The organism is Ruminococcus sp. YE282, from assembly GCA_900101355.1.
Classification (GTDB): domain Bacteria; phylum Bacillota; class Clostridia; order Oscillospirales; family Acutalibacteraceae; genus Ruminococcoides; species Ruminococcoides bromii_A.
In genome coordinates this window covers 38,811-52,115 of the sequence record FMUV01000004.1, presented here as the reverse complement: position 1 = coordinate 52,115, position 13,305 = coordinate 38,811, and the positions used below count along the sequence as shown (strand labels likewise).

Below are 13,305 nucleotides of genomic sequence, written 5' to 3'. Positions count from 1 at the left end.
AATGCTTAATCAGTTTTCAAGAACCGAATTGCTTTTGGGCAAAGAGGCTATGGAAAAACTCAACAATTCAAAGGTGGCTATATTCGGAATAGGCGGCGTCGGCGGATATACAGCCGAAGCACTTGTTCGCAGCGGAGTTGGCACCCTTGATTTGATTGATGACGACAAGGTATGCCTTACCAATATTAACCGACAGATTTTTGCAACACGCAAAACTGTCGGAAAGTATAAGGTTAATGTTGCAGAAGAGAGGCTTCACGACATCAATCCCGATGTGATAATAAACACTCACAAAACTTTTTATATGCCTGATACGGCAGAGCAGTTTGATTTTTCACAATACGATTACATTGTTGATGCAATTGATACGGTGACAGGAAAGATTACGCTTGTTGTTAATGCCGACAAGTCAGGAACTCCGATTATTAGTTCAATGGGCGCAGGTAACAAACTTGATGCCTCGGCTTTTGAGGTTGCCGACATATACAGCACGTCCGTATGCCCGCTTGCAAGGGTAATGAGAACCGAGCTTAGAAAGCGCAAAATCAAGAGCTTGAAGGTTGTTTACTCAAAAGAAAAACCGATTACGCCTGTTGACGATATGGCAATAAGCTGTAAGCAACACTGCATTTGCCCTCCGGGAACGGCAAGAAAATGCACTCAACGCCGCCAGGTTCCCGGAAGTACGGCGTTTGTCCCGTCTGTGGTAGGATTGATTATTGCAGGCGAGGTTGTCAAAGACCTAATTCGTTAAATAATTGTTAAAAAATATAAAGCAAAGGCACGACAGTTAGAATAAAGCTGTCGTGCCTGTTTTATTATGTATAATCTAAATTAAAAATAAAATACGCATCTGAAGTGGGTGCCAAATCAGAGTTTCAGTTGATTTTTCATTTTTTAACCCTTGAAAAGCTAATGTTCCTTAGCAATGTTTGCAATTAATCGCAAGCAAAGCAGGGCATAGTTCTATTTAATATCAATTTATTGTTTAATGCTTCAAACTTTTTTGTTTTCAGCCAAAAATTGTTCAAGTAAATCAGCCGCATATCTGCAAAGTTCCGAACACGGGCGGGCTTTGTAGTATTCGTCGGTGCGTTCGCTGGGAGTAGGGTTATCCTTGATTTTTATGCGCAGGTTAAGCAAATCTCTGCATATAATTGAGCCGTTGTCTGCCTTGAATTTTTCAGCCAGGGCTTGTACATCCTTGTATAGTTCTGTCTTTTTGCTACGATTTTCCTGAGTGTTTTTTCCCTCGGCAAGTCCGAGAATCATATTTATTCCCGAAAATGTGCCGCAAACTTCCCTGAGTCTGCCGATTCCGCCGCCAAACGGTGCGGCAATCATTGCTGCTGTTTCTTTTTCAAGCCCAAAATCTTCGCAAAATGCAAGTACAACTGCCTGAGAGCAGTTATATCCGTTTTCAAAATAGTTTTTTGCAATATCGCCTTTACTCATATCATCATCCCTTTTGGCATAAGTATATCACCTTGGACAAGTTTTTTCAACCGATTTTCACTTGTTAATTCGGTGTGTGTGTGATATAATTATCCTGATTATTATGCCCTGCTTTGCTTTCAACGAGCAGAGCTTGAGATGAATTAAAATCAGTGCAAATGAGCATCGCTCCTCAGCTTTATTTTTATAAGCCGAAACATTTGCACTTAAGATTATAGATGAAATTAGGTGACGCTATGTCCTTTCCACAGGATAAAATAAGAAATTTCAGCATCATTGCTCATATTGACCACGGCAAAAGCACACTTGCCGACCGTATTCTTGAGCAAACCAATTCGGTTTCAAAGCGTGATATGGAAGCTCAGCTTCTTGATGATATGGAGCTTGAGCGTGAGCGTGGAATTACAATAAAAGCACGTGCAGTAAGCGTTGTATATTCTGCCGATGACGGCGAAAAATATCTTTTTAATCTGATTGACACGCCCGGTCACGTTGACTTTAACTATGAAGTTTCCCGTTCGCTTGCCGCTTGTGAGGGTGCAATACTTGTCGTTGATGCATCACAGGGAATCGAAGCTCAAACCCTTGCAAACACATATCTTGCGGTTGACAGCGGTCTTGAAATTGTCCCTGTTGTCAACAAAATCGACCTGCCCAGTGCTGACCCTGACAGGGTAATTAATGAAATTGAGGACGTAATCGGAATACCTGCTCAGGATGCGCCGAAGATTTCCGCAAAAGCCGGAATCAACATACATGCGGTTTTGGAAAAGGTTGTAACAGATATTCCTGCGCCGACAGGTGACAAAGACGCACCCTTGCGCGCATTGATTTTTGACAGTTATTATGACAGCTACAAGGGTGTAATTATTTATGTAAGACTTAAAGAAGGTCAGATTCATCCGGGTGATGAATTTAAGCTTATGGCAACAGGAAGTACATTTAACGTTGTTGAGTGCGGACTTATGCATGCCACAACAATGGAGAGCACCGACGGGCTTTATGCAGGCGAGGTTGGCTATATTGCGGCTTCAATCAAGACATTGGCTGACGCAAAGGTTGGCGATACTGTAACGTTAACATCAAACCCTGCCGAAGAACCTCTTCCCGGTTACAGAGAAGCAAATCCAATGGTTTTCTGCGGTATTTACCCGGTTGACGGTGCAAAGTACGGTGATTTAAAGGATGCGCTTGAAAAACTTCAGCTCAACGATGCTGCGCTTTCGTTTGAGCCTGAAACCTCGATTGCACTTGGATTCGGCTTCAGATGCGGATTCTTGGGACTTTTGCATATGGAAATTATCCAAGAAAGGCTTGAACGTGAATATCAGCTTGACCTTATAACAACTGCTCCGAGCGTTATTTATCGCATTACACGCACCGACGGCACCGTTGAAATGATTGATAATCCAACAAATTATCCTGACCCGTCGTTGATTCAAATGGCAGAAGAACCTGTTACCGACGCACATATCTATACTCCGAAAGAGTATGTCGGAAATATTATGGAATTATGTCAGGACAGACGAGGAACTTTTGCTGATATGCAGTATATCGATGCTGACAGAGTGGATTTGCATTATATTTTGCCGCTTGCCGAGATTATCTATGACTTTTTTGACACTCTTAAATCACGTACAAGAGGCTATGCTTCTTTTGACTATGAGATGAAAGAATACGTTCCGAGCCAGCTTGTAAAGCTTGATATTATGCTTAACGGCGAGGTTGTTGATGCGCTTTCGTTTATTATTCACAAGGACAAAGCGTACGGAAGAGCCAGAAAAATGGCGGAAAAGTTGAAAGAAAAAATTCCGCGTCAGCTCTTTGAAATACCAATTCAGGCGTGCATAGGCGGCAAAATTATTGCCAGAGAAACCGTAAAAGCAATGCGTAAAGACGTGCTTGCAAAGTGCTACGGCGGTGATATCAGCCGTAAGAAAAAGCTGCTTGAAAAGCAAAAGGAAGGTAAGAAACGTATGCGCCAGTTAGGTTCCGTTGAGGTTCCGCAGGAGGCGTTTATGGCAGTGCTGAAACTGGATACCGATTAATAACATCAGACTGCAAAATTTTCAACAATGTTTAACACATAATTAACAAGCGAAGCGCATAAACTTGTGCTTCGCTTTATTTTTGTGTCATTGCGATTTATCAACATTTTATAACACAAATAGCTCTGTTAAATTTCTGTTGATTATATGTTGAAATTTTTTTGTTTTTGCTTCAAAAAGTCAAACAATCGGTATTTTATATAGTTTAAGGATACTCAGCGCTGTGATAATTAACATTCTATGTTGAAAATTTCTATAAGAAAAACGGGCTGCAGCAGCAACCCGTTTAATTAGTTATTTTGTAATTGTTTTAAATTACTTGTGGCTTACGTGCCAGATTTCCTTAGCATACTCTACAATTGCACGGTCAGATGAGAACTTACCTGCATTTGCAATATTCATAAGGCACTTCTTACCGAATGCCTTACGGTCAGCATAATCTGCATTAGCCTTAATTTTTGCGTCAACATAAAGCGGAAGGTCATAGATAAGGAAGTAGTTGTCGGCTTTCTGCCAGCTTGAATCCTTAAGAAGTGAATCGTGAAGTTCCTTAAAGCTACCTTCGCCCTGTGCTCCGTCATCATCAAATGTGCCGTCGATAAGTGTATCAACAACTCTCTTGATTTCCGGATTAGCGTCGTAAAGCTTCTTAGGATCGTAACCCTCAGCCTTGAGCTTTTCAATGTCTTCAACTCTTGCACCGAAGATGTATTCGTTCTCTTCGCCTGCACACTCTGCAATTTCGATGTTTGCACCGTCATATGTTCCGAGTGTAACTGCACCGTTGAGCATGAACTTCATATTACCTGTACCTGAAGCTTCAAGACCTGCTGTTGATGTCTGCTCTGAAATGTCAGCGGCAACAACAATCTTTTCTGCATAAGATACGTTGTAGTTTGAAATAAAGTAAACCTGGAGCAAATCCTTTGTGTCAGGATCGTTGTTTACAAGATTAGCAATCTCGTTGATGTACTTGATGATTGCTTTTGCTCTTGCATATCCCGGAGCAGCCTTTGCGCCAAAGATAAATGTTGTTGGTGTCCAGTTCTTAAGTTTGTTTTCCTTAAGTCTGTAATAAATTGTCATGATAGAGAAAGCGTTAAGAAGCTGTCTCTTGTATTCGTGAAGACGCTTAACCTGAATATCAAAGATTGTGTCAGGATTTACATCATAACCGTCCATCTTCTTTATGTATTCAGCAAGCTGAACTTTCTTCTTCTTCTTAATTGTATTGAACTTGTTGATTGTTCTTGTGTCGTTTACAGACTCGTTAAGCTTTGAAATAAGTGAAAGGTCTGTAAGCCATTCGTCAGAACCAACCTTGTCTGTAATCATTGCTGCAAGCTCAGGGTTGCAAAGACCAAGCCAACGGCGCTGTGTAATACCGTTTGTCTTGTTCTGGAATCTTTCAGGATATACCTGATACCACTCTTTAAGAACGTCGTCCTTAAGAATTTCTGTGTGAAGCTGAGCAACACCGTTTACATAAGTTGAAGCGTATGTTGCAAGTCTTGCCATATGAACAACGTTGCCGTCAACAATGCGCATCTTAGCTTTCATATCTTCGCTGATACCCTTTGCAGTAAGCTCTTCCTGGCACTTGTTAGCGATAAGGCAAATGATGTGATAAATTTCAGGAACAACCTGAGTCATAAGGTCAGCAGGCCATTTCTCAAGAGCCTCGCCGAGTACTGTGTGGTTTGTATAAGCGCAAGTCTTTCTTGCAATTTCAAATGCTTCGTCAAAGTTCATATTCTCAAGCATAAGAAGTCTTACAAGTTCAGGTACGCATGATACAGGGTGTGTATCGTTAAGCTGAATTGCATTTTCTTTTGCAAAGTAGCTGAAATCGTTGCCATGCTTTGCTTTATAACGGCGCATAATGTCCTGAAGTGAAGCAGAGCAGAAGAAATACTGCTGTTTAAGTCTGAGAACTTTTCCTTCATACTTGTTGTCGTTCGGATAAAGAACCTTTGTGATGTTTTCAGCGTCGTTCTTTTCCTTAACGGCCTTGTCATATTCAGTATCGTTAAATGCTGTAAAGTCAAAGTCATTAACAGCTTCAGCCTGCCAGAGTCTGAGAGTGTTGATGTTGCTTGTCTTGCAGCCGATAACAGCCATATCGTAAGGAATAGCTCTTACAGTCTGGTCTTTGAATGAAACCAAAACAGCTTCGTCTTCTCTGCGCAGACACCACGGATCTTCAAATCTCTGCCAGTTGTCTGAAACTTCAACCTGATAGCCGTCCTTGATAAGCTGTTTGAAAAGACCGTACTTGTAACGGATTCCGTAGCCGTCAAGCGGAACTTCCTGAGTTGCGGCACTGTCAAGATAGCAAGCGGCAAGTCTTCCGAGACCGCCGTTACCGAGAGCAGCATCGTCAATGTCTTCAAATACATTGATGTCAACGCCCTTTTTCTTGAGAAGCTTCTTAACATCGTCAAGAATGCCGAGACAGTACAGATTGTTGTACATCATTCTGCCCATAAGGAACTCAGCCGAGAAATAGTAAGCTCTGCGGTTGTTGTTGTGCTTAGCTTTGCTTGCTTCCCAGTTTGGAGCGATTTCGCCCATAACTGCTTTGCCAAGTGAAAGGTGAAGTTCGGAAGGGGTAAGTTCTTCAACCTTTTTGCAGTACATTGACTGTGCTGTCAGCTCAAGCTTTTCCATAATATTACCCATTATTTAGTCCTCCAGTCGTCCGCTATTTACAGACATTGTTTTTAATTTATCTGCAAGCTCTTGTGTAAGAGCATCGCTTTTCAGTCTCCATGTCCAGTTGTTGCCGAGTGTAGACGGCGTGTTCATCCTTGCTTCTTTCCCAAGTCCGAGAATATCCTGCATAGGAACAATCGCCGTGTTTGCTTTGCTTTCGTACGCAACTCTGATAAGTCCCCAGTTAAACGGCTCGTCCTCAGGCATTCTGCAATATTCTCTTGCATATCTGAGGTCGTTTGGATTTGCGGTTTCTGCCCAACCCATTACAGTGTCGTTGTCGTGGGTTCCTGTGTATACTACGCAGTTTTCATTATATTTGTGCGGCAGATAATCATTTTCTTCTCCGCTGTCAAAAGCAAATTCAAGAACTTTCATTCCCGGATAGCCTGTTTGCTGCATAAGCTCGGTAACGTCAGGTGTGAGAGTGCCCAAGTCTTCTGCAACGATATCAATTTTCCCGAGAGTTTCTTCCATCATATTGAAGAACTTAATTCTTGGACCTTCAATCCATTCGCCGTTTACTGCGTTTTCGGCAGGGAACGGGATTGAATAATAGCTTGCAAATGCTCTGAAGTGGTCAATTCTTGTAATGTCAAAAAGCTTTGAAGCTGCCTTTATGCGCTCAAACCACCAGTCATAGTCTGTTTGTTCAAGGTAATCCCAGTCATAAAGCGGATTTCCCCAAAGCTGACCTGTTGCCGAAAAATAATCCGGAGGACAGCCTGCCACTGCAATTGGGTCTCCGTCGTCATAAAGCTGGAAAATCTCCGGGTCTGCCCATGTATCTGCGCTGTCCATTGCAACATAAATCGGCATATCTCCCAAAATTTTGATGCCCAATCCGTTTACATATGCGCGGAAAGCTTCCCATTGTTCATAAAATTTAAACTGAATAAATTTCCAAAAGTCAACTTCGTCTTTATATTTGCGCTCATAACGTGCAACAGCTTTTTCGTCACGCATTTTAATTTCTTCGTCCGGCCATTCTGTCCAAGAACGCATATCAAAGCTTTCTTTAACAGCCATATACAGCGCATAATTTTTCAGCCATCTTGAATTTTTGCGTTTAAAGCTTTTAAATTCCTTTTGGTCGCCCTGTTTAAAATTGTTATAAGCAATTCTTAAAACATCAAATCTGTTGTTATAAATTTTTTCATAATCAACTTCGCTGTCGTTGCTGCCCCAATCATAGCTTTCGATTTGCTCTTTGGTAACAAGACCTTCCTCACACAGAGTATCAAGGTCAATCAAATACGGATTGCCTGCATAAGTTGAAAACGACTGGTAAGGTGAGTCGCCGTAGCTTGTAGGACCTACGGGCAAAATCTGCCATATAGTTTGTCCTGAAGCCTTTAGGAAGTCGGCAAATTTACGGGCTTCTTTGCCAATCGTTCCGATACCGTAGGGGGAAGGAAGTGAAGTAATAGAGAGTAGTACACCTGCACTTCTTGCCATAAAATCAACTCCATTTCAAACGGATATTTAATTCTTTTCGGAATTTGTATATTTTTCAACACAAAAACCCATAATAACAATCATATTTTATCATACAATATTATATTTTTCAAGTATTTTCGTATTGTGCAAAAAGGTTTGCTACACATTGTAACTTTATACATAAATGCGCAATTTTACTGTATGAATTGCACAGTAAAACACCTTATTTTGACATATTGTGAATTTCGTTTATTATTGCAAACAGCGCCATATCCGAGGTAAGGCGTCTGATGTAGCTTCTTGAATTTACCATATTTTCGTTGCCGCCCAGGTTTAACTTGACCGCATACGACTTATCCTTTGTGCAAATACCGACAAAAACAAGCCCCACCGGTTTTTCTTCGATTCCTCCTGTCGGACCTGCTATTCCTGTTGTGCTGATGCCTATATCTGCGCCTGAAATCTTTCTTACGCCCTCTGCCATTTGCATTGCAGTTTCTGCCGAAACCGCTCCCAGCACGGCAAGCGTTTCGTTGTTTACACCAAGCACTTTATGTTTAATTTCATTGGAGTACGAGCATATTCCGCAGTCGAACACGGAGCTTGCTCCGCTCACACGTGTTATCCTTTCGCTTACAAGACCTCCCGTACAGCTTTCTGCGGTTGCGGCGTGCAGATTATTGTTTGCAAGCCTTTCAACAACGGTTTCTTCCAGGGTGTCGGCGTTAAGGTTGTTTTTTCTCAGCAATTGGATAATATCAATATCTGTAAGAGTTACCACAAAATCATCTCCAAAAAGTATTCCTTGGTTTATTTTAACACCTCATATTACTTATTGCAATTAATTTTGAACTTTGGTATTATATATAAGTAATACCGATTAATTGTATTTGTTAACATTTGTGAAAAGTTTTAACAAAAGCTTGTACAGATATGTGATTTAATTGGTAATTACTTTAATAAGCATTGTATATTTATGTTTTGGTTATTCAAATTCGAGAATTTTTTGAGGTTTTTATGGCTTGGTTTTTTACTGAACACGAAATAAACGGTGAGCAATATGCAATATCGGGCGAAAACGCAAAACATATTTCAAAAGTTTTGCGTATGAAAATAGGGGAGAGTCTCACTCTTGTAACTCCAAATTCAGTTCAATGTTCCTGCAAAATTACAAACATCAATTCTGACTGCGTTACGGTTGACGTTCTTTATAAAATGCCGTGCGAAAATGAACCTGATGTTTTTGTCACGCTTTATCAGGCTCTGCCAAAAGGCGATAAAATGGAATACATAATTCAAAAATGCGTTGAACTTGGAGTCAGCCGAATTGTTCCTGTTATTTCCGCAAGGTGTGTTTCACGTCCGGATTCAAAATCTCTTGCCAAAAAGCGTGAACGCTGGCAGAAAATTGCTCTTCAGGCGGCAATGCAATCCCGCCGAGGCATAATTCCCCAAGTATGTGATTGTGTAAGCTTTAACTCGGCTGCCGAGCTTTCTGCACAAAACGAAAAGACAGTTATTTTTTATGAAATGGGCGGTCAATCCGTAAAAACCATTTTATCGGACAAACCTAAAACCGTTGGAATGTTTATTGGCAGCGAGGGCGGATTTGAAGCAGGCGAGGTTGAGAAAGTCATCTCTGTCGGAGGCGTTGCCGCAACCTTGGGCAGACGAATCCTTCGTGCGGAAACTGCACCGCTTGCCGCCTTATCAATAATAATGTACCAGACCGACAATTTTTAATCTGCAGCGTAGAAGTTTATTAGTTAGGAGATAATTTTGAGTACGTCCTTACTATTACCGCTGACTCTTAATTTTTTGGTCAGCAGTGTAGAAACTTACTGATTAATATGATAATTTTGAACACGTCCTCACTATTACCGCTGACTCTCACTTTTTGGTCAGCAGCGTAGAAATTTACAGATTATAGGATAATTTTGAGCACGTCCTCACTATTACTGCTGAACCTTACTTTTTGGTCTGCAACGTAGAAGTTTATTAGTTAGGAGATAGTTTTGAACACATCATTACTATTACTTTTTAGTCAGCAGTAAACAAAATTGCGGATTATAAAACAGTACATATACGAATGGATTAATCGTAACTCCTATAAGTTATTTGTCAGCGCCGAAAATTTACTTGCTAAATCATTTTTCAATGATTAAATTAATAATAACACTTAATAGAAAATCATAAAAAACATAACGGATAAAAAGGAAGATTGAAATGATAGGAATAATTTGTGCAATGCAGATTGAGGCTGACGGCATTATTGCACGTTCAGAACAGGCAAATGCCGAAGAAATTGCCGGAATGAAGTTTATTTCGGCAAAACTTTGCGGCAAGGATATTGTTATTGTTGTGTGCGGTGTCGGCAAGGTAAACGCCGCAATGTGCGCTGCAACTCTTATTCAGCGTTATTCTCCCGATGTGGTAATAAACAGCGGAGTTGCCGGTTCTTTGTCTCCGATAGTCAGCATAGGAGATATAGTTATTGCAACAAAGTCGCTTGAACACGATATGAACACAACTGCTCTTGGCGACAAGAAGGGCGAAGTTTCGTTTTCAAACGGCAAGGTTACATATTTTGAATGTGACAAAGAAGCTTCAACAAGGCTTGCTTCGGTTTGTAAGAAAATTCCCGACACAAAGGTTGCGCAGGGAATTATTGCAAGCGGAGATATATTTGTATCTGACCGCCGCAAGAGACTGCGCATTAACGACCAGTTTGGTGCACTTGCCTGTGAGATGGAGGGTGCGGCAATCGGTCACGTTTGTTATTGCTTTGGTGTACCGTACGGAATCATTCGTGCAATTTCCGATGACCTTGACGAAAACAAAGGTATGGACTTTGTAAAATTCTGTGAACTTGCAAGCAAAAAAACGGTTTATGCCGTAACCGAATTTGTCAAGGAGTTTTGATTGGCTATTGACAATAACGCTTTAAATCATTAAAATTAATTGTTAGATTACATTAATTCGCATTTACGGACATTTGCGGGTTTTATAAGGAGTTAGGTAAAATGGAACTTACAGGTGCAGAAATAATTTGCGAGTGCCTGCTTGAACAAGGTGTTGATACGGTTTTTGGTTATCCAGGCGGTGCCGCTCTTAACACATACGATGCACTGTACAAGTACAGCGACAGAATTAATCATATTTTGACTGCTCACGAGCAGGGAGCTTCACATGCGGCTGACGGCTACGCACGCTCAACCGGAAAAACAGGTGTGGTTATTACCACTTCCGGTCCTGGTGCAACAAATATTGTAACCGGTCTTGCAACGGCAAACATTGACAGTATTCCTGTTGTTGCAATAACCGCAAATGTCACAACCGACCAGCTTGGCCGTGACAGCTTTCAGGAAGTTAATATTGTAGAAATTGTAAAGCCTATCACCAAAGGCAGTTTCCTTGTTGAAGATGTCAAAGACCTTGCTCCGACTCTTCGTAAGGCATTTGAACTTGCCAACGAGGGAAGAAAGGGCGCTGTTTTGGTTGATATTCCAAAGAATATAACATCTGACAAGGCAGAATTTAAGCCGTTAGAACCTAAAAAGCCCGAAATTTTTGAAATTAAAAATCCCGAAAATATTCGTGTTGTTCAGGATATGATTAAAAATGCAAAACGTCCGATGATTTACGCCGGCGGAGGCATACTCAGTGCAAACTCAAGCGATGAGTTTAGAAAGTTTGCCGAGCTTATCGACGCTCCGGTATGTTGTTCTCTTATGAGCCTTGGCTGTATTCCCGCAAGTCATCCGCTGTTTATCGGAAATATCGGTATGCACGGCGGATACGAAACCGGCAAAATCACCGCCGAATGTGACCTTATGATTGTTTGCGGCGCAAGATTTTCCGACCGTGTAGCAGGTGACCGTGAAAGATTTGGCGAGCAGGCAAAGATTGTTCAGCTTGAAATTGATGAGAAAGAAATCAACAAAAACGTTAAGGTTGATGAATACATACTCGGCGACATAAAGAATATTTTGATTGCACTTACAGTCGGTCTTGAACAGCAAAGTCATCCGGAATGGCTCAGTCAAATTGAAGATTGGAAAGATTCTCTTAGTACTCCAAATCCTGCCGATGATATTTATCCGCAGCCCCGCGAGATTCTTGAAGTTGTAAACGAGATAAAGGCTGACGACGATATTATCGCAACAGACGTTGGACAGCACCAAATGTGGGTAGCTCAGTATTGCCGCTTTGAAAGCAAGAAAACGCTTCTTACTTCCGGCGGAATGGGAACAATGGGCTTTGGTATGGGCGCAGCAATCGGCGCACAGGTTTCTCACCTTGACAAGCGTGTGTTTCTTGTAACAGGTGACGGAAGTTTCCATATGAATCTCAACGAGCTTGTAACGCTCAAGTCATATGATTTACCTGTCATAGTACTTGTTATGAACAACACGGTTCTCGGTATGGTTCGCCAGTGGCAAAAGCTGTTTTACGGAAGTCGTTTTTCTCAGACCGACCCGCACCGTGCAACTGATTTTGTTGCCCTTGCAAATGCTTTTGGTATTGATGGTATGAGAATTACCAAGCCCGAAGAAATCAAACCTGTGCTTAAAAAGGCTTTTGACCTCAATAGACCTGTTGTTGTTGACTGCCATATAAGCCCGGATGTAAACGTTCTTCCGATGATTCCTCCGGGAAAAACTGTTGATGATATTATCACTGAAATGTAATTGATAGTTTTTGATTAACTTTTATATCTGAATAAATAATACAAAAAGGCAACACCGAAAATTACTTGGTGTTGCCTTTATTGTTAAGGAAAATTTTTGAATATCATTATACTTTATCCATTTGCTGCAAAAAACAGTAATATACAAAAAGCGCTTGATACTCATTTTGATGAATATCAAGCGCTTTGTTAAATTTATAGGATGTTCGGTGAATCAATTAAATAGATTTAAGCACCCAACCAGTAACCTCTGCCTTCTGTTGTCTGGAGGTTAGCGTTATCAGTTGCCATATAATAGCTTGCCATATATGAACCGCTGTTTTCAACACAGTAGAGCTTAACACCTACGCCGTTTGGCTTGTCAAGAATGAGCTGATAATAATTGTTTGTCTCATCTTCGTTAATCTTAGTTGCGTTCAAATCGCTGAGTGCATATGTACCGTAAGAGGCTGTACCTTCTGAATTGCTTGTAAGATTTACTTTGACATCATTAGCGGAAACCATTTTTGGAGTCTTGATTGTGTAGTTGTACTTGCCGTCATTCATCTTGTAACGGTTTGTGCAATCAATCTTTGAATGATTTTCAACATAAGTTACGTTAGATGTGCTTGCTGATGCACTTGCTGAAACAGAAGTGTTTGAATCTGCACTTGCTGCAAATGCTGTTGTTCCGAGTGCTGCTGTTGCCATTGTAAGAACTGCGCCTGCTACTGCCATATACTTTACTGATTTTTTCATTTAAAAAACTCCTTTAATATTAATTTTCAGTCGAGTTTGTTGCCTTGAATGTGCCTAAAGTATATCAAAGGAGAATGTAATGATAAATAACAATTTGCTTTAATAATAGTTGCATTAAGATTTCATATTTATCGTTTTTTGTATAATTATACTCAAATTTATGTTATTTAAAAATATTTTGAATTTTGAAACCGTAATTTGAACACAATTAACGTATTA

10 protein-coding genes are annotated in these 13,305 nt (G+C 40.7%); 5 read left to right on the top strand and 5 right to left on the bottom strand.

Going from position 1 to position 13,305, the window contains the following annotated elements:
- Position 1 precedes the first annotated feature (1 nt).
- Positions 2 to 754: a tRNA threonylcarbamoyladenosine dehydratase gene (locus tag BLP46_RS02650; protein WP_092975194.1), complete on the top strand. Its 753-nt coding sequence runs from the start codon at positions 2 to 4 to the stop codon at positions 752 to 754.
- A gap of 242 nt (positions 755 to 996) precedes the next feature.
- Here BLP46_RS02650 and BLP46_RS02645 read toward each other — a convergent pair whose 3' ends face one another.
- The gene (locus tag BLP46_RS02645) at positions 997 to 1,455 is read right to left on the bottom strand and encodes a C-GCAxxG-C-C family protein (protein WP_092975191.1); all 459 of its coding nucleotides are present in this window, start codon (positions 1,453 to 1,455) and stop codon (positions 997 to 999) included.
- A 236-nt stretch (positions 1,456 to 1,691) separates the two neighbouring features.
- Between BLP46_RS02645 and lepA the strand changes: the two genes are divergently transcribed.
- The gene (lepA, locus tag BLP46_RS02640; RefSeq protein WP_092975188.1) at positions 1,692 to 3,503 is read left to right on the top strand and encodes a translation elongation factor 4; all 1,812 of its coding nucleotides are present in this window, start codon (positions 1,692 to 1,694) and stop codon (positions 3,501 to 3,503) included.
- Between the two features lie 315 nt (positions 3,504 to 3,818).
- Here lepA and BLP46_RS02635 read toward each other — a convergent pair whose 3' ends face one another.
- From BLP46_RS02635 to BLP46_RS02625, 3 genes are all read right to left on the bottom strand, one after another.
- A complete protein-coding gene (locus BLP46_RS02635; protein WP_092975185.1) occupies positions 3,819 to 6,185 on the bottom strand; it encodes a glycogen/starch/alpha-glucan phosphorylase in 2,367 nt (788 codons plus the stop codon).
- 3 nt (positions 6,186 to 6,188) lie between these two features.
- Positions 6,189 to 7,676 carry a 4-alpha-glucanotransferase gene (malQ, locus tag BLP46_RS02630; protein ID WP_092975182.1) on the bottom strand — a complete coding sequence of 496 codons (1,488 nt, stop codon included), beginning with the start codon at positions 7,674 to 7,676 and terminating at the stop codon, positions 6,189 to 6,191.
- Between the two features lie 205 nt (positions 7,677 to 7,881).
- Positions 7,882 to 8,439 carry a CinA family protein gene (locus tag BLP46_RS02625; protein WP_502685981.1) on the bottom strand — a complete coding sequence of 186 codons (558 nt, stop codon included), beginning with the start codon at positions 8,437 to 8,439 and terminating at the stop codon, positions 7,882 to 7,884.
- A gap of 236 nt (positions 8,440 to 8,675) precedes the next feature.
- Between BLP46_RS02625 and BLP46_RS02620 the strand changes: the two genes are divergently transcribed.
- The 3 genes from BLP46_RS02620 (at position 8,676) to ilvB (ending at position 12,349) form a co-directional block, all read left to right on the top strand.
- Positions 8,676 to 9,401: a 16S rRNA (uracil(1498)-N(3))-methyltransferase gene (locus tag BLP46_RS02620; RefSeq protein ID WP_092975176.1), complete on the top strand. Its 726-nt coding sequence runs from the start codon at positions 8,676 to 8,678 to the stop codon at positions 9,399 to 9,401.
- Positions 9,402 to 9,884: 483 nt separating this feature from the next.
- On the top strand, positions 9,885 to 10,580 hold the full coding sequence (locus tag BLP46_RS02615; protein WP_092975173.1) for a 5'-methylthioadenosine/adenosylhomocysteine nucleosidase: 696 nt from the start codon (positions 9,885 to 9,887) through the stop codon (positions 10,578 to 10,580).
- A gap of 101 nt (positions 10,581 to 10,681) precedes the next feature.
- The gene (gene ilvB / locus BLP46_RS02610; protein ID WP_092975171.1) at positions 10,682 to 12,349 is read left to right on the top strand and encodes a biosynthetic-type acetolactate synthase large subunit; all 1,668 of its coding nucleotides are present in this window, start codon (positions 10,682 to 10,684) and stop codon (positions 12,347 to 12,349) included.
- Between the two features lie 227 nt (positions 12,350 to 12,576).
- On the opposite strand, the gene BLP46_RS02605 is transcribed toward ilvB, so the two are convergent.
- A complete protein-coding gene (locus BLP46_RS02605; RefSeq protein ID WP_092975167.1) occupies positions 12,577 to 13,086 on the bottom strand; it encodes a hypothetical protein in 510 nt (169 codons plus the stop codon).
- Positions 13,087 to 13,305 lie beyond the last annotated feature (219 nt).

Coding starts and splice junctions, on each gene's coding strand:
- BLP46_RS02650 (WP_092975194.1), top strand. CDS start 2: ATGCTTAATCAGTTTTCAAGAACCGAATTGCTTTTGGGCAAAGAGGCT.
- BLP46_RS02645 (WP_092975191.1), bottom strand. CDS start 1,455: ATGAGTAAAGGCGATATTGCAAAAAACTATTTTGAAAACGGATATAAC.
- lepA (WP_092975188.1), top strand. CDS start 1,692: ATGTCCTTTCCACAGGATAAAATAAGAAATTTCAGCATCATTGCTCAT.
- BLP46_RS02635 (WP_092975185.1), bottom strand. CDS start 6,185: ATGGGTAATATTATGGAAAAGCTTGAGCTGACAGCACAGTCAATGTAC.
- malQ (WP_092975182.1), bottom strand. CDS start 7,676: ATGGCAAGAAGTGCAGGTGTACTACTCTCTATTACTTCACTTCCTTCC.
- BLP46_RS02620 (WP_092975176.1), top strand. CDS start 8,676: ATGGCTTGGTTTTTTACTGAACACGAAATAAACGGTGAGCAATATGCA.
- BLP46_RS02615 (WP_092975173.1), top strand. CDS start 9,885: ATGATAGGAATAATTTGTGCAATGCAGATTGAGGCTGACGGCATTATT.
- ilvB (WP_092975171.1), top strand. CDS start 10,682: ATGGAACTTACAGGTGCAGAAATAATTTGCGAGTGCCTGCTTGAACAA.
- BLP46_RS02605 (WP_092975167.1), bottom strand. CDS start 13,086: ATGAAAAAATCAGTAAAGTATATGGCAGTAGCAGGCGCAGTTCTTACA.